This window comes from Marinomonas sp. HM11-D (assembly GCF_057626615.1).
The window spans coordinates 453621-477735 of the sequence record NZ_JBMMKT010000001.1 but is presented as its reverse complement, the minus strand read 5'-3'; the positions used below and the strand labels follow the sequence as shown (position 1 = coordinate 477735).

General features: G+C 47.9%; 25 protein-coding genes. 10 read left to right on the top strand and 15 right to left on the bottom strand.

Translation table 11 applies throughout. The features are described 5' to 3' along the window. Positions 1-98: 98 nt before the first annotated feature. Both tsf and rpsB read right to left on the bottom strand, forming a co-directional pair. Positions 99-959 (bottom strand): translation elongation factor Ts, encoded by an 861-nt coding sequence (tsf, locus tag ACOSVP_RS02325; RefSeq protein ID WP_487345898.1) that lies wholly within the window; start codon positions 957-959, stop codon positions 99-101. A gap of 90 nt (positions 960-1049) precedes the next feature. Next, the gene (gene rpsB, locus ACOSVP_RS02320) at positions 1050-1784 is read right to left on the bottom strand and encodes a 30S ribosomal protein S2 (protein WP_487345897.1); all 735 of its coding nucleotides are present in this window, start codon (positions 1782-1784) and stop codon (positions 1050-1052) included. Between the two features lie 324 nt (positions 1785-2108). Between rpsB and map the strand changes: the two genes are divergently transcribed. From map to ACOSVP_RS02295, 5 genes are all read left to right on the top strand, one after another. Further along, positions 2109-2966 (top strand): type I methionyl aminopeptidase, encoded by an 858-nt coding sequence (gene map, locus ACOSVP_RS02315; protein ID WP_487345896.1) that lies wholly within the window; start codon positions 2109-2111, stop codon positions 2964-2966. Between the two features lie 35 nt (positions 2967-3001). After that, positions 3002-5698, top strand: coding sequence for a [protein-PII] uridylyltransferase (gene glnD, locus ACOSVP_RS02310; protein WP_487345895.1), 2697 nt, complete (start codon positions 3002-3004; stop codon positions 5696-5698). A gap of 8 nt (positions 5699-5706) precedes the next feature. Next, positions 5707-6900 (top strand): succinyldiaminopimelate transaminase, encoded by a 1194-nt coding sequence (dapC, locus tag ACOSVP_RS02305; RefSeq protein ID WP_487345894.1) that lies wholly within the window; start codon positions 5707-5709, stop codon positions 6898-6900. A 28-nt stretch (positions 6901-6928) separates the two neighbouring features. Further along, positions 6929-7966, top strand: a complete 1038-nt coding sequence (gene dapD / locus ACOSVP_RS02300; protein WP_487345893.1) for a 2,3,4,5-tetrahydropyridine-2,6-dicarboxylate N-succinyltransferase — start codon at positions 6929-6931, stop codon at positions 7964-7966. 88 nt (positions 7967-8054) lie between these two features. Further along, positions 8055-8402, top strand: coding sequence for an ArsC family reductase (locus ACOSVP_RS02295; RefSeq protein WP_487345892.1), 348 nt, complete (start codon positions 8055-8057; stop codon positions 8400-8402). 8 nt (positions 8403-8410) lie between these two features. Here the strand turns inward: ACOSVP_RS02295 and ACOSVP_RS02290 are convergent, their stop codons facing one another. Beyond that, entirely contained in the window at positions 8411-8623 is a 213-nt protein-coding gene (locus tag ACOSVP_RS02290) for a hypothetical protein (RefSeq protein ID WP_487345891.1), read from the bottom strand. 69 nt (positions 8624-8692) lie between these two features. On the opposite strand from ACOSVP_RS02290, the gene dapE reads away from it, so the two are divergent. The 4 genes from dapE to panD are packed head-to-tail and all read left to right on the top strand — an operon-like array spanning position 8693 to position 10922. Continuing rightward, positions 8693-9832, top strand: a complete 1140-nt coding sequence (gene dapE, locus ACOSVP_RS02285) for a succinyl-diaminopimelate desuccinylase (protein ID WP_487345890.1) — start codon at positions 8693-8695, stop codon at positions 9830-9832. A 7-nt stretch (positions 9833-9839) separates the two neighbouring features. Next, on the top strand, positions 9840-10115 hold the full coding sequence (locus tag ACOSVP_RS02280) for a hypothetical protein (protein WP_487345889.1): 276 nt from the start codon (positions 9840-9842) through the stop codon (positions 10113-10115). Positions 10116-10119: 4 nt separating this feature from the next. Next, positions 10120-10494 carry a hypothetical protein gene (locus ACOSVP_RS02275; protein WP_487345888.1) on the top strand — a complete coding sequence of 125 codons (375 nt, stop codon included), beginning with the start codon at positions 10120-10122 and terminating at the stop codon, positions 10492-10494. Between the two features lie 47 nt (positions 10495-10541). Continuing rightward, positions 10542-10922: an aspartate 1-decarboxylase gene (gene panD / locus ACOSVP_RS02270; protein WP_487345887.1), complete on the top strand. Its 381-nt coding sequence runs from the start codon at positions 10542-10544 to the stop codon at positions 10920-10922. Between the two features lie 75 nt (positions 10923-10997). Here panD and tpx read toward each other — a convergent pair whose 3' ends face one another. Together tpx and ACOSVP_RS02260 are read right to left on the bottom strand one after the other, a co-directional pair. Continuing rightward, positions 10998-11495, bottom strand: coding sequence for a thiol peroxidase (gene tpx, locus ACOSVP_RS02265; RefSeq protein WP_487345886.1), 498 nt, complete (start codon positions 11493-11495; stop codon positions 10998-11000). 46 nt (positions 11496-11541) lie between these two features. Beyond that, positions 11542-11979 carry a cold-shock protein gene (locus ACOSVP_RS02260; RefSeq protein ID WP_487345885.1) on the bottom strand — a complete coding sequence of 146 codons (438 nt, stop codon included), beginning with the start codon at positions 11977-11979 and terminating at the stop codon, positions 11542-11544. Between the two features lie 292 nt (positions 11980-12271). On the opposite strand from ACOSVP_RS02260, the gene ACOSVP_RS02255 reads away from it, so the two are divergent. Beyond that, the gene (locus ACOSVP_RS02255; RefSeq protein WP_487345884.1) at positions 12272-12493 is read left to right on the top strand and encodes a SlyX family protein; all 222 of its coding nucleotides are present in this window, start codon (positions 12272-12274) and stop codon (positions 12491-12493) included. On the opposite strand, the gene ACOSVP_RS02250 is transcribed toward ACOSVP_RS02255, so the two are convergent. The 10 genes from ACOSVP_RS02250 to cysM form a co-directional block, all read right to left on the bottom strand. Continuing rightward, positions 12490-13293: a class I SAM-dependent methyltransferase gene (locus ACOSVP_RS02250; RefSeq protein ID WP_487345883.1), complete on the bottom strand. Its 804-nt coding sequence runs from the start codon at positions 13291-13293 to the stop codon at positions 12490-12492. The two genes, ACOSVP_RS02255 and ACOSVP_RS02250, sit on opposite strands and share 4 nt — an antisense overlap. Further along, the gene (locus ACOSVP_RS02245) at positions 13280-13570 is read right to left on the bottom strand and encodes a hypothetical protein (RefSeq protein ID WP_487345882.1); all 291 of its coding nucleotides are present in this window, start codon (positions 13568-13570) and stop codon (positions 13280-13282) included. Before ACOSVP_RS02245 ends, ACOSVP_RS02250 begins: the two co-directional genes overlap by 14 nt. A gap of 3 nt (positions 13571-13573) precedes the next feature. After that, the gene (locus ACOSVP_RS02240; protein ID WP_487345881.1) at positions 13574-14383 is read right to left on the bottom strand and encodes an undecaprenyl-diphosphate phosphatase; all 810 of its coding nucleotides are present in this window, start codon (positions 14381-14383) and stop codon (positions 13574-13576) included. A 3-nt stretch (positions 14384-14386) separates the two neighbouring features. Beyond that, positions 14387-15094, bottom strand: a complete 708-nt coding sequence (tsaB, locus tag ACOSVP_RS02235; protein ID WP_487345880.1) for a tRNA (adenosine(37)-N6)-threonylcarbamoyltransferase complex dimerization subunit type 1 TsaB — start codon at positions 15092-15094, stop codon at positions 14387-14389. Between the two features lie 7 nt (positions 15095-15101). After that, on the bottom strand, positions 15102-15758 hold the full coding sequence (adk, locus tag ACOSVP_RS02230) for an adenylate kinase (protein WP_487345879.1): 657 nt from the start codon (positions 15756-15758) through the stop codon (positions 15102-15104). A 226-nt stretch (positions 15759-15984) separates the two neighbouring features. Continuing rightward, positions 15985-18615, bottom strand: a complete 2631-nt coding sequence (gene ppc / locus ACOSVP_RS02225; protein WP_487345878.1) for a phosphoenolpyruvate carboxylase — start codon at positions 18613-18615, stop codon at positions 15985-15987. A gap of 49 nt (positions 18616-18664) precedes the next feature. Continuing rightward, on the bottom strand, positions 18665-19477 hold the full coding sequence (mazG, locus tag ACOSVP_RS02220; protein ID WP_487345877.1) for a nucleoside triphosphate pyrophosphohydrolase: 813 nt from the start codon (positions 19475-19477) through the stop codon (positions 18665-18667). Further along, positions 19474-21720: a GTP diphosphokinase gene (gene relA, locus ACOSVP_RS02215; protein ID WP_487345876.1), complete on the bottom strand. Its 2247-nt coding sequence runs from the start codon at positions 21718-21720 to the stop codon at positions 19474-19476. Before relA ends, mazG begins: the two co-directional genes overlap by 4 nt. 23 nt (positions 21721-21743) lie before the next feature. Then, positions 21744-23054 carry a 23S rRNA (uracil(1939)-C(5))-methyltransferase RlmD gene (rlmD, locus tag ACOSVP_RS02210; RefSeq protein WP_487345875.1) on the bottom strand — a complete coding sequence of 437 codons (1311 nt, stop codon included), beginning with the start codon at positions 23052-23054 and terminating at the stop codon, positions 21744-21746. A gap of 77 nt (positions 23055-23131) precedes the next feature. Further along, the gene (gene cysM / locus ACOSVP_RS02205) at positions 23132-24028 is read right to left on the bottom strand and encodes a cysteine synthase CysM (RefSeq protein ID WP_487345874.1); all 897 of its coding nucleotides are present in this window, start codon (positions 24026-24028) and stop codon (positions 23132-23134) included. Between the last annotated feature and the right edge of the window lie 87 nt (positions 24029-24115).

Sequence of the window (24115 nt, the reverse complement as noted above, 5' to 3'; positions counted from 1 at the left end):
GTGAGAAGTGATGTATTGAGATGGATCGCACCTCAATAGGCTATTCATAAAAAGGGGCAGTCAAGCTGCCCCTTATTATACTCAAAACTTATTAGCGATTAGCCTTTAAGTTGAGCAGCAACCTCAGCAGCGAAGTCAACTTCTGCAACTTCGATACCTTCACCTACTTCGATACGAACGAAAGAAGATACAGTCGCACCAGCGTCTTTCGCTAGTTGGCCAACTTTAACTTCTGGGTTCTTAACGAATGGCTGGTCATTTAGGCTGTTTTCAGCCAAGAATTTCTTGATACGGCCACCGATCATCTTGTCAACGATTTCAGCTGGTTTGCCAGCCATATCTGGTTGAGCACGGATGATTTCTTCTTCTTTAGTAAGAACTTCAGCAGGCATATCTTCGCCACGTACTACACGTGGGTTAACAGCTGTTACGTGCATAGCGATGTCTTTCGCTAGCTCGTCGCTGCCACCTTCTAGCTGAACTAGAGAAGCGATTTGGCCGTTGCTGTGTAGGTAACCTGACACTAGACCACCTTCAACCAACACTGCGCGGCGAGGAGTGATGTTTTCACCGATTTTCTGAACTAGTGCTTCGCGAGCTTCTAGCATTTCGCCAGAGATCACTACAGACATGTCAGTTTCTTTAGAAGCGAATACAGCGTCAGCAACTTTGTTAGCGAATGCTAGGAAACCTTCGTCGCGTGAAGCGAAGTCAGTTTCAGAGTTAACTTCAACCAATACACCGTAAGAGTTATCATCAGCAACTTTCATGATGATAGTACCTTCGGCAGCAGTACGACCAGCTTTCTTAGCTGCTTTCATACCACTTGATTTACGTAGTTCTTCGATTGCTACTTCAATGTCGCCACCAGCAGCAGTTAGAGCTTTTTTACACTCCATCATGCCTAGGCCAGTGCGTTCACGTAGTTCTTTTACCATTGCTGCAGATACTGCGGCCATGTCAATTCCCCTTGTACGATAACAAAATTTAAAAAAAGGAGAGAGAGCTTACCTCCCCCCTTTTATAAACAGACCCATTAGAGCCGTAAATTACGCTTCAGTAGCTTCGTTTACTTCAACAAACTCGTCAGCGCTACCAGCAGCTGCCGCACGACCTTCTAGAGATGCGTCAGCGAATGCAGAAACGTACAACTGAACTGCGCGGATAGCGTCGTCGTTTGCAGGAATTACGTAATCAACACCATCTGGATCGCTGTTAGTATCAACGATACCGATAACAGGGATACCTAGCTTGTTAGCTTCTTTGATCGCAATACGCTCGTGGTCAACGTCGATTACGAAAAGAACGTCTGGAAGACCACCCATATCCTTGATACCACCTAGAGAGCGCTCTAGTTTCTCAAGTTCACGAGTGCGCATTAGGGCTTCTTTCTTAGTTAGTTTTTCGAAAGTGCCGTCTGCTTGCTGACCTTCTAGATCACGTAGACGCTTGATAGACGTACGGATTGTTTTGTAGTTAGTCAACATACCACCTAACCAACGGTGGTTAACGTATGGCATGCCAGCGCGAGAAGCTTGCTCAGCAACTGTTTTAGATGCAGCGCGTTTAGTACCTACGAACAAAACTTTGTTTTTGTTCTCAGCCATTTTCTTAACTAGCTCTAGAGCTTCGTTGATAGCTGGAACAGTGTGCTCAAGGTTGATGATATGGATCTTGTTACGAGCACCGAAAATGAATGGCTTCATTTTTGGGTTCCAGTAACGAGTTTGGTGACCAAAGTGTGAACCAACCTGTAGTAGGTCGCGCATAGAAACTGTAGGCATTTTACTATCCTTCAAATTTTGGGTTAGGTTAACTTGTTAGCCCTAGCCACTCAGCCTTTTGAAATTTAAAGCAATTTCAGGCACCCCAGAGTGTCTATTTTTAACTAGGCAACAAGGTCGTTAGATTGTTTAGTTTATAGCTTAGCCTTGTCTCCAAGAATAAGCCGGCGTTTTATACCACAAAAGCAACCTTTACAAAAGCAGATATTCCCTTTCCCTGCCACCAATCTCCAAGTTTTTTTCTTATCTCAGGACGATTAATGCCAATAAGTCATGTAGAATATTGTGATTCTCAGACTAGTGAAGTTTTAAGACAGTTTTATTATGAGCAACGAAATTCTGCAAAAAGTAAAAGAGCTAACAAAGGATGGTCGCGCAGAGGTTCCTAGCTGGACACCTCGCCCAGGTGCGACTCGTTTTACCGATGTGAGTGATATCGAAGGCATGCGCATCGCCGGCAAATTGGCGGGTGAAGTATTGACCATGCTTGAGCCCTACGTTGTACCAGGTGTAACCACAGATGAGTTAGACATCATCGTGCACAACTACATCGTTAACGAGCAAGGCGCCATCCCTGCTCCGCTGAACTACCACGGTTTTCCTAAGTCTTGCTGTACGTCCGTAAACGATGTGATTTGTCACGGCATCCCGAATGACAAAGCCCTTAAAAAAGGTGACGCGGTCAACATCGACATCACCATCATTAAAGATGGCTACTATGGTGACACCAGCAAGATGTTCTGCGTTGGCCAAGTGCCTGCACACGTAGAGCGTCTATGTAAAATCACCCAAGAGAGCCTATACCTTGCCATTAAAATGGTGAAACCAGGTGTTCGCCTTGGTGATATCGGTGCGGCCATTTCTGAATTTGCCCACAAAAACCACTACTCAGTAGTAGAGGAATACTGTGGCCACGGTATCGGCACAACCTTCCACGGTGAACCACAAGTGGCTCATTACGGCCGAGCAGGCACAGGCGTGGTGTTAGAAGAAGGCATGACCTTCACCATCGAGCCAATGATCAACGCCGGCAAAAAGCAAGTGAAACACACAGGCCCAGACAACTGGATTGCAAAAACCAAAGATGGTCGCCTTTCAGCACAGTACGAGCACACATTGCTAGTGACAGCTGACGGTGTTGAAATCCTAACCTTGCGTCCAGACGATACCATCACTGTCTAATTTGTTGCTCTGCTGTACAACCAAAGAGGCCTGATATGGATTTTCCTGCATTTCCTGATGCTCCACCTTTGTTTAGCCAAGATGAGAAGACTGAACTGGCATCACCAAAGACCGGTGCCAAACGCTTCCGCGAACTCTTGAGTGAAAAAACAAAGGCGTATAATGATTTATTCCATGATTTATACCCGATCGAAAAGCTCGTAAAAGGCCTCTCTGGACTGTATGACGAAGTCATGCATGCGGCTTGGATTCGTGCTGGTTTGCACGAAGAAAGTAATGTTTCCATGGTGGCGGTGGGCGGTTACGGCCGCAGTGAACTTCACCCTAAATCCGATATTGACCTGCTAATCCTGTTACAGGATGGCAGCGAACCCAATGCCGAAAAAATCGAAGCCTTTATCACCTTTCTTTGGGATTTAAAACTCGATGTTGGCCATGCAGTACGCACCATCAGCGATTGCGCCGCGCTCGCCGAAGTCGACATCACTGTCATTACCAACCTGATTGAATCACGTACGCTGTATGGCGATCCGGAATTACTGGCTAACCTCAAACTGCAAATTGACGTTAACCACATGTGGGACGGCCACACCTTCTACCGCGCCAAACTACTCGAGCAACAGCAACGTCACGCCAAGTACCAAAACACAGCCTACAACCTTGAGCCGAATCTAAAAGAATGCCCAGGTGGCCTACGCGACATGCAGGTGATCGACTGGGTGGCAAAACGTCATCTACATACTCACCGCCTGAGCGCCTTGATCGACAAGCAGTTTTTATCCGAAGACGAATACATGCAGATTAAAGGTGCCGTATCCCACCTATGGCGTATTCGCTGGGCACTGCACACCATTGTTGGCCGCAAAGAAGATCGCCTTCTGTTTGATCATCAGCGCACCCTAGCCAAAGAATTTGGTTTTGATGATGACGATTTGAAGCGTAACGTTGAACGCTTTATGCAGGGCTACTACCAGAGCGTGGCAGCAATCCAGCAACTCAACGATCTGCTACTACAGCACTTTGAAGAATCCTTCCTACATATCGAAGAAAACCCCGATATTGAAGTGATTAATGAGCGCTTCCAGATCAATAATGGCCAGCTGGAAATTCGTCACCCAGACGTGTTTTTCGAGACCCCATCAGCGATGCTGGAAATCTACAAGATCATGGGCGATCGCAGTGAGTTCAAAGGCATTCGTGCCAACACTATGCGCGCTCTACGCGATAACTTAGAACTAGTGGATGAGAGTTACCGTAACAATCCAGTTAACACCAATCTGTTCCTAGACATCATCGCCAGCCGCTTCCGTCTAACCACGATTCTGCGCTCGATGAAACACATTGGTTTGCTGGGTCGCTACTTACCGGAATTTGGTGCCATTATTGGTCAGATGCAGCATGACCTTTTCCACATTTACACCGTGGACGCCCACACCTTACAACTGGTGGAAAACCTACGCCGCTTTTTACTACCAGAAAGCCGTTCGCAATTCCCAATCTCGTCACAAGCAATTCGCCATATTGCTAAAGTCGAACTGATTTACATCGCTGGCTTGTACCATGATATCGCCAAGGGGCGTGGCGGCGATCACTCAGAACTTGGCTGTGTTGATGCGCGCTTATTCTGTGAACGTCACGGCCTCAATAAACACGAAACAGATTTAATTGAATGGTTGGTACGCCACCATTTGCTGATGTCGGTTACGGCGCAGCGCAAAGACATTTCTGACCCAGAAGTGATCTGGGAATTCGCCAGCATTGTTAAAGACCAAGAACGCTTGGATTACCTCTTCCTGTTGACCGTGGCCGATATTAACGCCACCAACCCAAGCATGTGGAACAGCTGGCGCGCGTCACTAATGCGTCAACTCTATCTTGAAACCAAACGCGCCTTGCGTCGCGGCTTGGATTTCCCAATCGATGCCGACATGCAAAGCGATGAGCACAAGCAGCGCGCTTTAGAGATCCTAATTGAACGCAATGCCGATATTATTGAAGCCGAGAAAATCTGGGCTGAGATTGAAGACGAATACTTTATCCGCTCCAGCGGCGAAGAAATCGCCTGGAACACGGAAGCGATTCTAAATCACCGCCCTAGCACCAAGCCTTTGGTGGCGATCAGCCCTTTGGGTGGCCGTAACTTCTCAGGTGCCAGCAAGGTCTTCATCTACACCCCCATCGCCAGTCATCTATTCGCCGTGACGGCCGCATTGTTTGAACAAATGGGTTTAACCATCCTAGATGCCAAGATCAATAACACCTCCAATCACTACAGTCTCGACACCTTTGTCGTAATGGAAAGTGGTGAAAATTGCGACACCAATCTTCATTTGGACCGCGAACGCATTGAATTGGTGAAAAAAACCCTTATAGAGCAGCTAGACTCACCGTCTCTGTATGAGAGTGTCGTAAAACGCTTCACGCCACGACACCTTAAGATATTTAATGCACCGTCAACGGTTCACTTTGTTAGCCAGCCAGAAGAAGTCTGGTCAGCCCTAGAAGTCACAGCACCAGATCGCCCAGGCTTATTAGCATTAATCGGTCAGTTTTTTATGGAGCACGACATCATGCTTCACAAGGCAAAAATCGCTACACTAGGTGAACGCGTAGAAGATACCTTCTACATTACTGAGGAAGATGGCGACCTCATTACTGACAGTGCACGAATGGAACATATCTGTGACGCTCTAAAACACAGCATTGACCGCTTTTCACAAGCTACGGAATAAATACATACATGAACCCCCTGATTCATTCTTTACACCCCTACCCATTCCAGAAGTTGGCAGACCTACTGTCATCTGTGACACCTAATGCGGATTTGCCAGTGATCAAGTTGACCATTGGTGAACCACAACACGACGCACCGCGCATCGTACTGGAAACGCTGAAAAACGCTTTGGATGGCGTGTCAAAGTACCCACTGACAAAAGGGGAAAACAGCTTACGTGAAGCGATTTCAGACTGGGCAATTAAGCGCTTCAACCTAAAATCCTTGAGTGCGGACACAGAGATCCTGCCTGTTACAGGCACTCGTGAAGCCCTATTCGCCATCACCCAAGCATTGGTCGGTGAAAAGCAAAAACCGCTAGTGGTGAGCCCAAACCCGTTTTACCAAATTTACGAAGGTGCCGGTATTCTTGCTGGCGCTGAGTTGCACTACCTTCCATGTGACGCAGAAAATCAGTACAAGATTGATTACCAAGCCGTGCCTGAGGAAGTTTGGCAGCGCTGTGAAATGTTATTCGTTTGCTCGCCTAACAACCCTGCAGGTTCGGTGACCACACTGGACGAATACCGTTTCTTACTAGAAAAAGCCAAGCAACATGATTTCGCCATCATCGCGGATGAGTGCTACTCAGAAATTTACTTTGAAGAGAAGCCGCTAGGTCTTTTAGATGCTTGTGTGCAGCTTGGCAACGACGATTACGATCACTGCTTGATTTTCCAATCCTTATCGAAGCGCTCTAACCTACCTGGTCTGCGTTCAGGCTTTGTTGCTGGCGATGCTAAACTGCTGAAGCCATTTTTGCAGTACCGTACTTACCATGGCTGTGCCATGCCGTTGCATCATCAACTGGCGTCGATCACCGCCTGGAACGATGAAGAGCACGTGGCCAACAACCGTGAAATCTACGGTCGCAAGTTTGATCAAGTACTGGAGATCCTATCCCCAGTGATGACGGTTGAAAAACCAGAGGCTGGTTTCTACCTATGGCCGAAACTACCAATGAACGACGAAGAATTCTGTATCAAGCTATACCAAGAAGAATCGGTTCTGGTTCTTCCTGGCAGTTACCTAGGCCGTGAAGTCGACGGCCATAATCCTGGACAAAACCATGTGCGTATGGCTCTTGTCGCAGAAGAATCTGAATGTGTTGAGGCCGCTCAGCGCATTGCCCGTTTTATGAAAAAACACCAAAACCTTTAAAATTAAATTTTCAGGAGCACTTACTCGAATGAGCGACTCTACTTTTGCAATTGGCCTTGGCATTGGCACACAAAACTCAGAAGGTACTTGGTTAGAAGTTTTCTACCCTTCTCCGATCGCTTCTCCAGAAAAAAGCATCATTGATGCGGTTGTGGAAAGCACGAACTACGAAGGTGGCAATGCAACACTTGTGTTGGACGAAAGCGATCTAAACCGCCTACACCTTGCGCTGCTAAAAGCAGGTCACATTGAACTAGGTGAGCGTGCATCACGTCTTAAAGCCTCTTCTCAGCCAGTAGTACTGTGTGTACTAGAAAGCGACGAAGCACCAGCAAACCCTGCAGAAGTGTACTTGAAGCTACAACTGATTTCTCACCGCCAAGTGAAGCCTCACCACACGAAACTGGACGGTATGTTCGGTCTATTGGTGAACACAGCTTGGACAAGTGAAGGTCCTATCGATGTGCGTGAACTGGCGGAACGTCAGCTAGACGCTCGTATGGCTGGCCGTACAATTGAAGTATTCAGTGTCGACAAATTCCCGAAAATGGTGAACTTTGTCGTACCAACAGGCGTACGTATCGGTGATGCGGCGCGTATCCGTCTAGGTGCTCACCTAGCGGAAGGCACGACTGTGATGCACGAAGGTTTCGTAAACTTCAACGCTGGTACACTAGGTACGAGCATGGTTGAAGGTCGTATCTCTGCAGGTGTAGTGGTTGGTAACGCCTCTGACCTAGGTGGCGGCTGTTCAACAATGGGCACCCTATCTGGCGGCGGCAACATCGTAATTTCTGTGGGTGAAGAGTGTCTAATCGGCGCGAACGCTGGTATCGGTATCGGTCTTGGTGATCGTTGTACGGTTGAATCTGGCCTATACATCACAGCAGGCGCTAAAGTTGCCGTACTAGACGAGAATAACGACGTGGTTTCAGTGGTTAAAGCACGCGATCTATCTGGTCAATCTGATCTACTATTCCGTCGCAACTCTGAAACAGGTGCGATCGAATGTAAGACCAACAAGACGGCAATCGCTCTAAACGAAGCACTGCACGCACACAACTAATTCGTTAGTATGCCAATGCCGAAGCACCCGACGGGGCTTCGGCATTTTTTTGACTAAAAGAAAGCGCGACCAAGAATAGGAAAACAACGTGACCACTATTTACGGCATAAAGAACTGCGACACCATGAAAAAGGCGTTGCGCTGGTTAGAAGAAAACAAAGTTGAATATCGCTTCCACGATTACCGCAAAGACGGTTTAGAGCGGGATTTGTTGGCTGGCTGGATCGAACAACTGGGCTGGGAAGCCGTGGTCAATACGCGTGGCACCACTTGGCGCAAGCTAGATCCAGAAACACAAGCGGCGATGAACAATGAAACCGCTGTTGAAGTGCTATTGGAACAGCCAGCCATGATCAAGCGCCCATTGTTGGATCACCAGCAATCCCTTACACTTGGCTTCAAACCAGAACAATACCAAGCTATTTTTCAGCAGTAACCACCCAACTACTCAGAAATAATTGGGACATAATACGCCTTATCAGCACTATTAGGTTCATCAGAACGATGCACCACATGCACTTTAGGGGACGTATTAGAAGGTCGATCAGGCGTGATCACAGGAACATAATAAGCTTCTTGTATTTGCGACTTCGAGCCACCTAATAACGTACATCCAGAGAGTAAAATAGCCGCTAGGCCAAGTAAGCTTAATTTCATTATGTCACCTATAAAGAGAAGTCTGCTCGACAAAAGTTAAGGTAACCAAACACAACGCAAAGGTAAAGAATGACGCAACTTACGCCCACTTTAGCACTGGCTCTAGATCTGATCTCACGCCCTTCTGTCACTCCAGAGGACGAAGGTTGCCAAGAGCTGATGATTGAACGCTTAGAAAAAATCGGCTTTGAAGTGGAACGCCTGCCATTTGGCCATGTTAAAAACTTCTACGCGAAACGCGGTACACAAGGCCCGAACCTATGCTTTGCAGGCCATACCGATGTGGTACCAGCCGGCCCAGAAAGTGAGTGGAACGTTCCGCCATTTGAGCCTGAAATCATTGATGGCGTATTGTTTGGCCGTGGTGCTGCGGACATGAAAGGCAGTTTGGCAGCGATGGTCACTGCGGTGGAAAACTTTGTTGCTGAACACCCAGATCACAATGGTCAAATCTCATTTTTGATCACCAGTGATGAAGAAGGTCCATTTGTCGATGGCACCACACGCGTTGTGGATACCCTAATGGCACGCAACGAGAAAGTTGATTGGTGTATCGTGGGTGAACCATCGAGCACTAAGACATTGGGCGACATCATTAAAAACGGCCGTCGCGGCTCCTTTAGTGGTGACCTGACCGTATACGGTAAACAAGGTCATGTAGCCTACCCACATTTGGCCATCAACCCAATTCACCTAGCTGCGCCTGCCCTAGCGGAACTGGCTAGCACCCATTGGGATGACGGCAACGATTTCTTCCCACCGACCAGTTTCCAAGTATCGAATGTGAATTCAGGGACTGGCGCTACCAACGTGGTACCAGGTAAGTTACACGCCCAGTTCAACTTCCGCTTCTCATCTGAATTAACCTTCGATGATCTAAAAGAGCGTGTACTGCACATTTTAGACAAGCACGAACTGCAATACGATGTTGAGTGGACCTACAACGGCCTACCGTTCTTGACCAAACCAGGCGAATTAGTCGATGCGATTGTCGATGCGGTACAAACCACCGTCGCTATCACACCTGAGTTGTCTACTTCTGGTGGCACCTCAGATGGTCGCTTCATTGCTAAGATGGGCACTCAAGTGGTGGAATTAGGACCAATCAATGCCACCATCCACCAAATTAACGAATGCGTTGACGCCGAAAGTTTGAATCAACTTTCCCTAATTTATCAGCGCATTTTGACTAACTTGATGGCAAAATAGGCACTTCGTGAGTAAGCCCCTTTCTTTGCTTCATAAGCTGGCCATTAAACTTGGACAAAATCCAAGACTGGCGCTCATGAAGCTTATTCAAGGCGGACTGCTGTTCGCCTTCGGCGTGCTCATGATATTTGTCGCCAATAATTTAGTCATTGACTCCATTCAACGTGAAATCATCGCCCTTGTTGGACTCATCATTGCAGGCCTTGGCGTGACTTGGTCGTTGATTGGCTATTTATCCATGAGCGTATTGCGTATCTACCACATGTTAAATAAGAAGGATTAATCCGATGCAGCCCGATATCGAAATTTATCTCTTGTCGTGTCCGACGGAGCGTATCATCAGTTGGCTGGAGCAAGACTTCTCAGTTCTAGATATGCGTAAACCGAGCGACATCGCCACCAAACTGCACTTGGATTGGAACGGGCGTGACATTCCCGTCACCATTCTCGAACAAGCCGCAGGAAAACGCTTCACCTCCATCTGGTTTGACGCAGAGCAAACCCCTTGGGAGAGCGACATGGAATGCGCCAAGCGTGCGTTTGAAGTGTTACAGTGCGAGGTTCGTTGTAATTATCAAGGGTGGCAAGAAGACGGGCAGGAAGACCCTGATCTTTGGTGGCGTATCAACACTAGCGGCGAAGGTCCGTATATTTGGCGCTAACACTAATGCCTACTCTTTGCTAAACATCGAGATGTAAGAGAAATACTATGCAAATTACTATGCTGAAAGGCAAACTTCACATGGCTTCCGTGACTCAAGCTGAGCTTTGGTATGACGGCTCTTGTGCGATTGACAGCGATCTAGTGAAGCTTGCTGGCCTACGTGAATTCGAACAAATCGACATCTACAATGTCGACAACGGCGAACGCTTCCACACCTACGTAATCCTTGCTGAAGCTGGCTCTGGTACGATTTCAATGAACGGTGCCGCAGCACGTAAAGTTCAAGTAGGCGATCGCGTGATCATCGCTGCGTACGCGCAAATGGATGAAGCCGAAGCCAATAACTTCGAGCCTAAACTGGTCTACTGTAACAAAGACAACACGGTTGAACGTACTGCTAATACGATTCCTGTTCAAGTCGACTAATCATCCACTAACAACAGCTACGAAAAAGGTCGCCTAGGCGACCTTTTTTATTAACTCAATGTGGAGCAGTCTAACTTATTTAGCTGCCGCTAGCGCCGCGTCGTAGTTAGGCTCTTCTGCTGTTTCAGATACTTGCTCAGTGTACACCACTTCGCCTTGCTCGTTGATCACAACCACTGAACGAGACAATAGACCAGTCAATGGACCCGTCACAAATTCCACGCCGTAGTCTTTACCAAAGCTGGCACGGAAGCTTGAACCAGACACTACGTTTTCTAGACCTTCTGCACCGCAGAAACGTGCTGCTGCAAATGGTAGATCAGCCGACACACAAAGTACCACAGTGTTTTCTAGGCTAGACAAAGCTTCGTTGAATTTACGGATTGACGTTGCACACACACCTGTATCAACAGATGGGAAAATGTTTAGTACCAGTTTCTTGCCTGCGTAATCTGACAAAGAGGTTGTCGATAGATCCGTTTTCACCAATTCAAAGTTAGGCGCTTGAGTGCCAACTTGTGGTAGTTCGCCAACGGTTTCTAAAGGATTACCTTGCAAAGTTACTGTAGCCATAATGTCCTCTCAATATAATATGGGGGCATGTACTGCCCCCGTTGTTTTAACTTTTGACAATGGATACGTTTTCCGCCTGCTTGCCTTTTTCGCCTTCGGTTACCGTAAAGCGAACTTTTTGACCTTCAATTAAGAAGCGGCGGCCACGTCCACGAATGGCACGGTAATGTACAAACACATCATCACCGTTCTCCATCGTTAGGAAACCAAAACCTTTAGAAGAATTGAACCATTTAACCGTACCCACTTCACGGTCGTCATTTTCTTCCTCGATGTCTGCATCCTCTTCATCGGCAGAAGAAGATGCAATAGAAGCACTATCAGAGCGCGATAACACAGCACCAAGATAAACCGTTACCAGAGTAACTAGAAAATACACAACGTAGTGCGCGCCAATTTCCACTTGTACCAGTGGAGCAATAATAAGAGGCGTCACTAAAGCAAAAATAAGACTAACTAAAAATGCACGTACTGATAAAAACATTGGAGTTCCTTGAATATGTTTAAAGATTTTCTTGTTATTTATTCCCAATATACACGTCTACCAGTTTAGTCGCGCGTCCCACACCACTTCCAACCGTTAGATCAATATTCAAAAAGAAAAATCCAACCATTGAAAACAGTAACGCTAACCACCATTAAAGAACTGAATAGAACGTACATAATGTCAGCAAAAATCGCGCCAGCTAAACATCATAAGAAGTGTAGTCGCTGTTTAATTGATACGCGAAATTAAGTACTTAGCACTTTAGAAGACTACCATATAGCAGCCATCTATGAATACCTCAGACCTATTAAACCGTATTGATGAACTGGAGATCCGTAGCCAGTTTCAAGAAGAAACCATTGATGCACTAAACAGTGCATTGACTCACCAACAACAAGACATTTTATTACTCAAAGAGCAAATCAAGCTGCTCGCAAAACGCTTGGAAGATCAGCATCAAAACTCAGACTCAGGTATTAACAGTGTGATTGAAAAACCGCCACACTATTAAAGCGCTGATTCAGCGTCATGATCCAATGACCGCTTAACATACACATCGAAGCGCCCTGATTTGCCATCAAGTCGATAACTCGGCTCTTGATTATCTAAATAAGGGGCGCCTTTTGGACGCTTTACCACCACACGATAACGCGCTAAACGCATCGCTTGTGGTAGTAACGCATCCGCATCTTCATCATGCCCTACCAAATCGCGGAAAAAGGCCATTTCCTTTTTCACTGCCGCTGACGACTTATCGTTGTGTGGAAACATAGGATCGAGATACACCACATCGACACATTCTTCGTCATCGATATCAAAAATGGTGCCTTTACCAAGGGTCATACGCGCCATGATGTCTTCGATATCCGCCACCATACGTGCCCGCTCAAGACCATCGAACAACAGTTCACGGACAAAGCCAACCCGCTCAAATAAGGTCACATCACAGCCCAAGCTTGCTAGTACAAAACTATCACGCCCAAGACCCGCTGTGGCATCATAAACACTGACGTCTGAACGCTTATTCAAACCACATGCCTTGGCAATATCTTGCCCCTTGCCGCCACCGAACTTACGGCGATGATCCACCGCCCCGCTAGCAAGCTCAACGGCGACCGGTTTAGGCGCCCCCTTGCCTGTCTTAGCAATCACCAAAGCATCATCTTGATGCATTAATAGGTAATCATATTGCGTCGCAAATTTAAGCTCGGTGGTTAAGCGAAATTTCGGTAGCCCTAAACGCTCGGCTAAATCGAGCACATGGGTATCAGAATTGCGGTAAGCCACCGCAAGGGAATTAGGCGTAAACATCGATACCTATTAACTGATGACGAGGATTATTAGGAGACAAGGATTCAGTAGACTGATAAGCCTCTATGGCCTGCTGTGCCAACGCACTCAAACCATCGACTTTAAAAAAACGCGCAGATTGGGCACTGGAAGCTTGTTCAAAGCTTTGCACGGAACTCGGCAATAAGGTACTAGAACCCTGCTGGCGCTCTTGATTAACCACCGCAGGCACTTTCGTGCGCTGGCTATAATCCGAACCACCTTGAGGAATAACTGGAAAATTACCACCAATCTTCATTCGTTAACTCACCTTCACCAACCATAGCAAAAGCGCGCCCAGCGCCAATCGGTATAACATAAATGGCAAGAAGCCTATTTGGCTTAGCCATTTTAAAAATAGATGAATACAAAGATAAGCACTAATGGCTGAGAGTACAACGCCCCACAGCATCGAATGCCAATCTACCGTATACATGTGCTGGCCCGAAAACAGCTCAATCGACTTAAGGCTGCCCGCTGCCACAATGATCGGGATAGACAAAAGAAATGAAAAACGTGCCGCAGCATCACGACTAAAGCCCATAAAACGGGCCGCGGTCATGGTCACACCAGAACGTGACGTGCCCGGTATCAAGGCAAATGCCTGAGCAATACCAATCACCAACACGCTAGGAAGTCTTAACTGATGGGTATCCTTAGCATGACTAAAGAAGCGATCCGACAGCCACAGCAACACCCCAAAACCAATGGTGGTATAAGCAATGACTTCAATGGAGCGTAGATGCGCTTCAATATAACTATCAAAACACACTCCCACTAATACCGCAGGAATGGTCGCCAAAATCACCCACCAACCTAAACGACTGTTTGCCGTGGACGATGCGCCCAACAAGGCCGCTATCCAATCCTTTAGAATAAGGTAGATATCACGCCAGAAATAGCCAACGACGGCGATCAAGGTTCCTACATGAACCGCCACATCGAAAGCTAGGCCCTGATCCGGCCAACCTAACACTTGCGAAGGCAGAATCAAATGAGCCGAGCTCGATATAGGAAGAAATTCAGTCAGGCCTTGGATCAGTGCGAGAAAGACGACGTGATACCACAACATGAATTATCGCTTACCAATACGGGCAGGTTGTTTTTCCCAGGTAATTTCATCACGCAGATACACTGGTAAGGCTTGATCGGCGCTAACCACTTTATTCTGAGAGAAGTCGTAGGCTGCGAGTTGCGCAATGCAAGCCGCACGTGGCGCGATGTCCGCCAATACTTCTGTTGCAGGAGTCGGCAACACTTCGTTAAGACGCTCTTGGTAAATCCAACCGGAGCCCACCCCTTGATAAGCTTGCTCGATCGCACTCAGATTCTCTGGTGCAATCACGCGCTCAGGGAAGGTTTGCGTCGCGACCCAAAAATCGTCTTGTTTCGCAATATGGTAACCACCGACATAGATTTCGCCCATGCGAGCATCCAGCGCTGCTAACCAATCCTCATGATAAGTCGCTTGATGCGCTTCTAGAGCCATGGCCGCAAGCGTCGAGACTGGTACCACAGGTAAATCCGCACCGTAAGCTAAGCCTTGCACCACACCCGCACTGATACGCAATCCAGTAAAGGAACCTGGACCACGACCAAAGGCAATGGCATCCAACTGAGACAGGGTTAAGCCTGCTTGTGACAAAATCTGATCCACCATCGGCAGGATCAAATCGTTATGCTGACGGGGTGCCATGCGGAAATCTTCCAGCACAACACCGTCTTGAATCAACGCCACCGAACAGGCTGGCGTTGAAGTATCCAAAGCAAGAATAGCGGTCATTGCGACATTAAGCCTTAAGCGCTGCTAGTAAGCCTTGTTTGATTTCGTTTAGATCGCCAACACCGTTCACTTTCACGAACTGAGGTGCAGTGGCCACATCTTCTTGTTGCCAAGCTTGGTAGTAACCAATCAATGGCGCAGTTTGATCGTGGTAAATAGACAGACGTTTACGCACGGTTTCTTCCGTATCGTCCGCACGCTGAATTAGATCATCGCCAGTTTCGTCGTCTTTACCCGCCACTTTAGGTGGGTTGTACACCACGTGGTAAGTACGGCCAGACGCTTCGTGAACACGACGGCCACTCATACGCTGAACGATTTCTTCGTCTGCCACGTCGATTTCTACTACGTAATCGATAGCCACGCCCGCTTCTTTCAAAGCATCCGCTTGTGGAATCGTACGTGGGAAACCGTCGAACAAAGCGCCGTTTGCACAGTCAGCCTCTTGAAGACGCTCTTTTACCAAGCCGATAATGATGTCATCAGACACAAGCTGACCCGCATCCATAACCGCTTTTGCTTTCAAGCCAAGCTCAGTGCCCGCTTTTACTGCTGCACGTAGCATGTCGCCAGTTGAAATTTGCGGAATACCAAATTCTTCAGTAATGAATTGAGCCTGTGTGCCCTTACCTGCGCCTGGCGCTCCTAACAAAATAACTCGCATAATTGATCTCCAATAGTCTGCGTAAAATCGGCAATACGAGTGAAGCACGCTCAAATAAATAGCTTAAACCGTGCACAACATAGAGCGAAATTATATCGCTTCACTCGCTAATTATAATTTTTGAGGCCGCTAGAATACCGAAGCCTGCCCAAACTTTGCAAACAAACTTGTTGTTTTGTTAAATTTGAACAGGCTATATCAGTTATTAACTAGGGTTCTTTCCTTGTTAGCCTGTATTTTGCATCCCGCTGGCAATACCTGCCATGGTAATCATCAACGCCTTATTAACCGCCACGTTGTCACCATCTAGACGGCTACGGTGCAGTAGCTCGGCTTGCAAGTAATGCAATGGGTCAATGTAAGGGTTACGCACATCGATCGACTGACGAATGGTCTTGTTGTCTTCGATGAGGCGCTCTTGTTGTTTGATTTCTTTTACTAACTCGCGCACTTGATCCAGTTTGCGACGTAGTAAATGACCCAAGCCTTGTAGCTCAGCAGACACTAGGCGCTTCTCGTAGTATTCCGCGATTTCTGGCTCAGCTTTCGCTAGCACCATGTCCAACATGTCTAGGTAAGCACTGAAGAATGGCCAGTTTTTGTGCATCTCGCGCAATTTCTCAAGATTGCCCGAATCAATACTCTGCTGCAGCGCACTTTCTGCACCCAACCAAGCCGGCAACATCATACGAATCTGCATCCACGCAAAGATCCAAGGAATCGCACGCAAGCTCTCTACACCACCGTCAGAACGACGACGAGCAGGACGCGAGCCTAGAGGTAATTTCGCCAACTCTTGCTCCGGCGTGATCGCACGGAAGTAAGGCACGAAATCTTCATGACCACGTACGATCGAGCGGTATTGGTTCATACCTTCTTCCGCCATTTCGTCCATTAGCGCGCGCCAATCTTGTTTTGGACCCTCTGCAGGGATCAAAGAAGATTCCAATACCGCAGAACAGTAAAGCTCTAGCGAGCGTACCGCGATATCCGGCACACCAAACTTAAAGCGGATCATTTCGCCCTGCTCTGTGACACGGATAGAACCTTGTACCGAGCCTGGTGGTTGCGACAAGATAGCTACGTGTGCTGGACCGCCGCCACGTCCTACGGTACCACCGCGACCATGGAACAAGGTCAGGTGTACGCCGTGTTTATTACATAGATTCGTCAACGCTTCTTGAGCACGGTATTGGCCCCAAGTCGCTGCGATTTGACCCGCATCTTTAGCAGAATCAGAGTAACCAATCATGACTTCTTGGTGGCCGTTGATGTACGACTTGTACCAAGGCAATGAGAACAACTGCTCAATGGTTGGTTCAGCGTTATCCAAGTCCGCTAGCGTTTCAAACAATGGCACAATGCGCATGTTGAAATTCACGCCAGACTCTTTCAGTAGCAAAGCAACCGCCAACACATCGGATGGTGAGCTCGCCATGGAAATCACATAGGAACCAAACGAGTTCTGGTAGCCATTCGCAATGGTTTTAAACGTACTCAGTACTTCAGCCACCATTGGCTCAGGTTGCCAGTCATTCGGGATCAACGGACGTTTAGAATTCAGCTCAGCTAGCAAGAATGCCTGACGCGACGCTTCGTCCCATTCCGCGTAATCCCCTAGACCGTAGAAACGAGTGATCGCAGATAGCGCTTCAATGTGTTTCGATGAATCTTGGCGCACGTCTAGACGTACCAATGTCATACCGAAAGTCGCCACGCGACGAATCAAGTCCAGCACCGAACCGTTGGCAATTACCTTCATGCCACAGTCTAGTAGTGACTGGTAGCACAGCATTAGGTCTTCCATCAGTTCTTTGCTATCCAGCATGATACCGGCATCAGACACGGCTTCGCCGTCTAGCTTAGCCTTGGCCCAAGCTTTGGTCTTTTCAACCTTACGTTCGAGACTACGAATCACTTCACGGTAAGGTTGTGGGCTGTCGCCAACACGCTCACGCAGAGCTTGGTTGCAGTCAACCATCGAGAACTCGGCACGCAACTCGAGTAGGTCTTTCTGATACAAGTCCGCTGCCATCCAGCGAGCTAGGATCACCACTTCTTCGGTTACCGTGTGGGTCACATTTGGGTTACCGTCACGGTCACCGCCCATCCAGGTAGCAAAACGAATCGGTGCTAGATCTAGTGGCAGGCGCTCTTCACCGGTGTATTGTTTGAACTGCTCATCCAATTGACGGAAGAACTGAGGCACCGCTTGCCACAGTGATTGTTCAATCACGGCAAAGCCCCATTTCGCTTCGTCAACAGGCGTTGGGCGCTCGGCACGGATTTCATCCGTGTGCCATGCCTGAGTAATAATTTCACTCAAGCGACGAACGTGTTTCTGCTGTTCAAGTGGCAGAATGTTGTCTTTGTCTAGCGCTTCTAATTCACTAGAAATGTTGTCGTACTTACGAATCAATGAACGACGCACCACTTCTGTTGGGTGAGCGGTTAGTACTAGATCAATCGCTTGATTGCGCAGTGCTTCAACCATTTGCTCAGCACTGAAATTCTGCGCTTGCAGACGACCAAGCAGGTTACCAATTGGGTTTTTGTAAATACCCTTACTCTCATTAGAACGGCGACGGTGTACGCGGTGGTACTGCTCGGCAATGTTAGAAAGGTTTAGGAACTGGTTAAACGCGCGTGCAACCGGAACAATATCCTGATCATCAAGCGCTTCTAACGCTTCAATCAAGGCACTAGAGTCCCCACTTTGACGACCTTCTTTGGATAGACGGCGGATGTTTTCAACCGTCTCTAAGAATCGTTCGCCCAAATGATTGCTCATGGTTTCCCCTAAGCAATCCCCTAACAACCGTACGTTTTCTCGTAACGAGGCTTGACGATCGGTCACAATACGTCTCCTTAGTTCTCTATATAAGCCCGCTATGCGAGTCTGACTTTTATAAGCCGTTGGCTTTAGCTAGTTCCCACAACTGATCTAACTCGTCTAACGAGCAATCCGTCAGGGCTTTCTGTTGTTCTGATAATGCGCTTTCAATAAATGCAAAACGTCTGCGAAACTTCACATTAGTCTGCATCAAGGCTTGCTCAGGCGAAATAGACAAATGACGCGCTAAATTCGCCACCGCGAACAAAATATCGCCCAATTCGGCTTCCGCCTCAGCGTGAGATAAGTGTTCAATGGCTTCTTCTAGTTCATCCAACTCTTCACGAATTTTAGCGAACACTGGTTTGACATCTTGCCAATCAAAGCCCACTTTGCCTGCTTGCTTTTGCAATTTCACCGCTTGGCTGAGCACGGACATACTGTTGGGTACTGAATCCAGTAGGCCTTGCTCAGGTCTTCCCTTGGCTTGCTTTTCCTGTGCCTTAATCAGTTGCCATTGTTCACCAATCTCTTGTTCCGAAAGCGGATTGGGGCTGGCATAACTGTCAAATGTACCATCGGGAAACACATGTGGATGACGACGTAGCATTTTTTCTACAATCGTCTGCACCACATCGGAGAAATTAAACGCATTTTCTTCGCTGGCCATTTGTGCGTGAAACACAACCTGGAACAACAAGTCGCCCAGTTCGTCTTTCAAATCACTGCGATCACCGCGAATGATCGCATCCATCACCTCGTACGCTTCTTCTAGGGTGTAGGGCGCAATCGTGGCAAAACTCTGTTTCTGATCCCAAGGACAACCATATTGTTTATCACGCAACATGGTCATCAATGCGAGCAAGTCATTTAGGCTGTACTTCAATTGTCGCGCTCCCGGAATACATCCAGAACGTTTGGCAGTTGATTAATACGATGCAGCAAACGTGATAGCGCACTGATTTCACTGACTTCGATGGTAAAACGAATCGCCGCCGTGTGATCGGCTTTGGCGGATAAGGTATTCATCGAAAGCAAGTTTACTTTCTCATTTGCCAACAGTGAGGTGATGTCGTTCAGCAGACCCGTTCGATCATACGCTTGTACGCGGATGTTCACGGGATAGAGGTTATCCACCTCTTCGCCCCAACTCACTTGCACCATTCGCTCTGGTTCTTCTAACTGAAGCTGTGCCGCATTGATACAGTCTTGACGATGAATCGACACGCCACGACCTTGGGTGATGTAGCCGACGATATCATCGCCTGGAATGGGCGAACAGCACTTTGCCATTTGCGTCAATAACTTGCCCACCCCCTGGATATGGATGTCATTATCAGAGGATTTATGGCGACTTTTCTTCAAGCGAATCGGACGTGGCGTTGGTTCACCATCCAAACCATGGATATCATCAATCACACGTAATACACGTGACAGCTGAATATCCCCCGCCCCTAACGATACATAGACATCTTCACCACTGATGAAGTTGAAACGCTCGGCGATGGCATCGTAGTCCAATTTATTGTCTTCGATACCCAAACGTTTCAGCTGCTTGTCCAACACATTGCGACCGGCTTCGAGGTTCTTCTCACGATCTTCACGTCTAAACCAGCTTTGAATTTTCGCTCGCGCACGGTTGGTATTGACGTAGCCTAGAGTTGGATGCAACCAATCACGACTTGGACCGCCATCTTTGGTGGTCAAAATCTCCACCTTGTCGCCCGTTTTCAGGTGCGTAACCAGCGAAATGATCTTGCCATTGACCTTAGCTCCACGACAACGGTGACCGATTTCCGTATGTACGCGGTAAGCAAAATCCACGGGCGTGGCATTAACCGGTAGATCGACCACGTGACCATCGGGTGTGAACACGTAAATACGATCCTGCTCGATATCATTCATGACTTGCTCGCTCAAGGATTCAAGATCCCCTTGCACTTCATGGAAGTCGAGAATGGTGCGTAGCCACTGCAATTTCTCTTCGTAGCTCGAGCTGTTTGAACTTAAATCCGTGCCCTTATATTTCCAGTGGGCGCAGACGCCAAGCTCGGCGTCTTCGTGCATTTTGTGGGTACGAATTTGAATTTCTAGCACGCGACCTTGCGGCCCCACGACGGCCGTATGCAGAGACTGATAGCCGTTGGATTTCGGGTTACTGATGTAGTCGTCGAACTCCTGCGGAATCGGTTTCCACAAGTTATGGACAATGCCAAGTACGCCGTAACACTGCATTGGCTCATCCACGAGGATGCGCACCGCACGCACATCATAAACTTCATCAAACGGGATGTTCTTACGACGCATTTTGCGCCAGATACTGTAGATGTGCTTGGCTCGGCCATTGACATCCGCGTGGATATTGATGGCTTCCATACGCTCTTTGAGAACGTTAATCACATCGTCAATAAACTGCTGACGATCAAGACGCTTCTCGTCCAATAACTTAGCGATACGTTTGTATTCACTTGGATATAAGTAGCGGAACGATAGGTCTTCAAGCTCCCACTTGATGTGACCAATGCCTAGACGGTGCGCTAAAGGCGCGTACACGCTTTGCACTTCAAGGGCAACGGACTCTTTGCGCTCGTCACTTTGATGTTTGGCTTCTTTGATAGCGCAGGCGCGCTCTGCCAGTTTAATCAATACCACACGTACATCGTCGATGATCGACACCAGCATCTTACGTAGGGATTCAAGCTGGTTTTCGTGGCTGCCAAGTACCTCTGCGGTGGTGTCTTTAGACAGGTTCTTAGACACTTCGCCCATGCGAATCACGCCTTCGATCAAGGACGCCACTTTACGACCAAACATGTCACTGACTTTAGACAGCACCAGCTGGTCTTCACGGACCACGCGATACAGAGCAGCGGCGATCAAGGAATCTTGGTCGGCACGAAAACCAGCCAAGATTTCCACCATCTCTAAACCAGCACGGAAAGTACTGGCCTGTGGTCCCCAATAAGAGGATCGCCCGGATGCAGCTTCCGCTTGCCTTGCCAATTCACAGGCCATTCTAAGAGGCACACGACTTGCGTCATCGACTTTGTCCGCAAACTGCGACATCCATGCATCGATGTCGACACTACCGTCTGCTAAAACAGGGTGATCCTTTCTTACCGTAACCATATAACTACCCTTCTGGTAACAACTTATTTCTGCAATAACATCATTGCTTCAACGTGCGAGGTGTGCGGGAACATGTCCATCATGCACACCTTGGTCACACGAAATCCATTTTCAACCAAGTACTCGGCGTCCCTCGCCAAGGTAGAAGCGTTGCAAGAAACATACAAAATTTGTTGCGGTTTCAAACGCACTAAGGTTGGCAAAAACTCAAACGCACCGGCCCGTGGTGGGTCTAACAATGCTTTGCTGATTTTTGCTTTCTTCAATTGATTCGGCGGTGCTTGTGTAAGATCTGCCGCCAAGAATTCTAAATTCTCTAATTGCGCTTGCGCCGCATTACTTTGCCCCATTTCCACCATGGACTCAATTGCTTCCACCGCTAACACACGCCCTGCTCGTTTTGCCAACGGCAAAGAGAAGTTACCAGCACCACAAAAGAGGTCTAACACCACGTCTTCCTGGGAAAGCGACAACCAATTCATAGCCTGTTCCACCATGGCTTGGTTGATTTCAGCATTCACTTGGATAAAGTCCTGTGGGTGAAAGTTCAATGCTAAGCCATCTATGGTGTAGTGGCGCGGTGAGTCGATTGCAACTTTTTTCTGCTCTGGTGCTTGCCATAACAAGGTGACCTTCTGCGTTTGCGCCCAATCATTAAGTGCCTGCTGGTCCTGTTTCGCTATCTCACGGGATTGGCGCAACACGACGCAAACGCCTTGATCGTCTAGCAACAGCTCAATATGCCCCAGCTTAGCCACTAATGGCGACGCCAACAGTTGCTCACGCAAAGCTTGATAAACCGCTTGCAAAGACGGTTCCAAAACTTGGCACTGTTCAATATCAACAATGTTATTAGAGGATTTGGCACGAAAACCGATTTGCGCCTGATTATTTTTCACAAACACAGAAATGCGTGCCCGACGACGGTAACCGAAGTCTTTGCCTTCCAAGCGGCTCATTTCATCCGGCAATGCCAACTTACGAAATTGCCCTTTTAACCAGTCTACTTTCAGATCACGCTGAGCCGCTACATCCAGATGTTGTAGCTGACAGCCACCACATTGCTCAAAATGAGGGCATGGCGGCGCCACACGTACAGGGCTGTCTTGCAAACGTTTAAGGGTAACGGCTTGGTTGAATTGGCGACCTTCTTTAATAAGGCGGACTTCGACTTGCTCACCCGCAAGGGCACCTTCAACAAAGGTTACTTTACCATTCTCGCGCGCCACACCATGCCCTTCATGAGTGGTATTCTCAATGGTCAAAGTGCGGATAGGGGAAGAGATAGGCTTATCCTGAGAGGGTCGAGTTCGACGATTCGATCGGTGTTTCAAGGTAACGTCTCTGACAAAGAAATAATGTGCAGATGATACCTTATTCGAACTCGACGACCTAGGGTAAGCCTTGGATTTTACACGGCGTTAAACACGCCAGTAGACAGGTAACGATCACCGCGGTCGCAAATGATCACAACAATGGTCGCGTTGTTCACTTGCTCTGACAATTCTAAGGCGGCACTCACAGCGCCACCCGAAGACACGCCACAGAAGATGCCCTCTTCTTTGGCCAAGCGACGCATAATCACTTCTGCATCCTCTTGATCCACGTCCATCACACGATCAACGCGCTTTTCGTCAAAGATGGTCGGAAGGTACTCTTTTGGCCAACGGCGGATACCCGGAATACTACTGCCTTCAGATGGCTGCAGACCGATGATTTCAATCGCTGGATTTTGCTCTTTTAGGTAACGAGAAATCCCCATAATGGTTCCCGTAGTGCCCATTGAGCTAACAAAGTGCGTCACTTGGCCTTGCGTCTGCTGCCAAATTTCTGGTCCCGTGGAAACATAGTGGGCACTCGGATTGTCTTGGTTACCAAATTGGTTCAAAACTATGCCCTTGCCTTCAGCTTGCATTTCCAAAGCTAGGTCACGAGCACGCTCCATGCCCTCTTCTTTGCTCACCAAATGCAGGATCGCGCCATAAGCGGACATTGCCGATTTGCGCTCTTGGCTCATGTTGTCCGGCATAATCAGGTGCATTTCGTAACCCTTGATCGCCGCAGCCATGGCTAAGGCAATCCCAGTGTTGCCACTGGTGGCTTCAATAAGGCTATCGCCTGGCTTGATATCGCCACGTAATTCGGCCTGAGCGATCATATTCAGTGCAGGACGATCTTTCACCGAGCCTGCTGGGTTTTGCCCTTCAAGCTTTAATAAGATGGTATTGCTAGGGTTAGGATTCAGTCGCTGTAACTTAACTACAGGCGTATTGCCTATAATAGATTCAATAGTTGGATATTCGATCATAAACTCAGACACTTGAGATATTATATAAATTAATGGTTTACGCTTTTTTACCAGAACGTATTAGAATGCACATCCAGTTCAGAATAA

Bases quoted from the DNA above. Each gene is read 5' to 3' on its own strand.
- ACOSVP_RS02260 (WP_487345885.1), bottom strand. From the start codon at position 11,979: ATGTTTTTATCAGTACGTGCATTTTTAGTTAGTCTTATTTTTGCTTTA.
- ACOSVP_RS02290 (WP_487345891.1), bottom strand. From the start codon at position 8,623: ATGAAATTAAGCTTACTTGGCCTAGCGGCTATTTTACTCTCTGGATGT.
- tsf (WP_487345898.1), bottom strand. From the start codon at position 959: ATGGCCGCAGTATCTGCAGCAATGGTAAAAGAACTACGTGAACGCACT.
- ACOSVP_RS02275 (WP_487345888.1), top strand. From the start codon at position 10,120: ATGCAGCCCGATATCGAAATTTATCTCTTGTCGTGTCCGACGGAGCGT.
- ACOSVP_RS02250 (WP_487345883.1), bottom strand. From the start codon at position 13,293: ATGTTTACGCCTAATTCCCTTGCGGTGGCTTACCGCAATTCTGATACC.
- map (WP_487345896.1), top strand. From the start codon at position 2,109: ATGAGCAACGAAATTCTGCAAAAAGTAAAAGAGCTAACAAAGGATGGT.
- glnD (WP_487345895.1), top strand. From the start codon at position 3,002: ATGGATTTTCCTGCATTTCCTGATGCTCCACCTTTGTTTAGCCAAGAT.
- tsaB (WP_487345880.1), bottom strand. From the start codon at position 15,094: ATGACCGCTATTCTTGCTTTGGATACTTCAACGCCAGCCTGTTCGGTG.
- dapD (WP_487345893.1), top strand. From the start codon at position 6,929: ATGAGCGACTCTACTTTTGCAATTGGCCTTGGCATTGGCACACAAAAC.
- dapC (WP_487345894.1), top strand. From the start codon at position 5,707: ATGAACCCCCTGATTCATTCTTTACACCCCTACCCATTCCAGAAGTTG.
- adk (WP_487345879.1), bottom strand. From the start codon at position 15,758: ATGCGAGTTATTTTGTTAGGAGCGCCAGGCGCAGGTAAGGGCACACAG.
- tpx (WP_487345886.1), bottom strand. From the start codon at position 11,495: ATGGCTACAGTAACTTTGCAAGGTAATCCTTTAGAAACCGTTGGCGAA.
- relA (WP_487345876.1), bottom strand. From the start codon at position 21,720: ATGGTTACGGTAAGAAAGGATCACCCTGTTTTAGCAGACGGTAGTGTC.
- panD (WP_487345887.1), top strand. From the start codon at position 10,542: ATGCAAATTACTATGCTGAAAGGCAAACTTCACATGGCTTCCGTGACT.
- ACOSVP_RS02240 (WP_487345881.1), bottom strand. From the start codon at position 14,383: ATGTTGTGGTATCACGTCGTCTTTCTCGCACTGATCCAAGGCCTGACT.
- dapE (WP_487345890.1), top strand. From the start codon at position 8,693: ATGACGCAACTTACGCCCACTTTAGCACTGGCTCTAGATCTGATCTCA.
- rpsB (WP_487345897.1), bottom strand. From the start codon at position 1,784: ATGCCTACAGTTTCTATGCGCGACCTACTACAGGTTGGTTCACACTTT.
- ACOSVP_RS02255 (WP_487345884.1), top strand. From the start codon at position 12,272: ATGAATACCTCAGACCTATTAAACCGTATTGATGAACTGGAGATCCGT.
- cysM (WP_487345874.1), bottom strand. From the start codon at position 24,028: ATGATCGAATATCCAACTATTGAATCTATTATAGGCAATACGCCTGTA.
- ACOSVP_RS02245 (WP_487345882.1), bottom strand. From the start codon at position 13,570: ATGAAGATTGGTGGTAATTTTCCAGTTATTCCTCAAGGTGGTTCGGAT.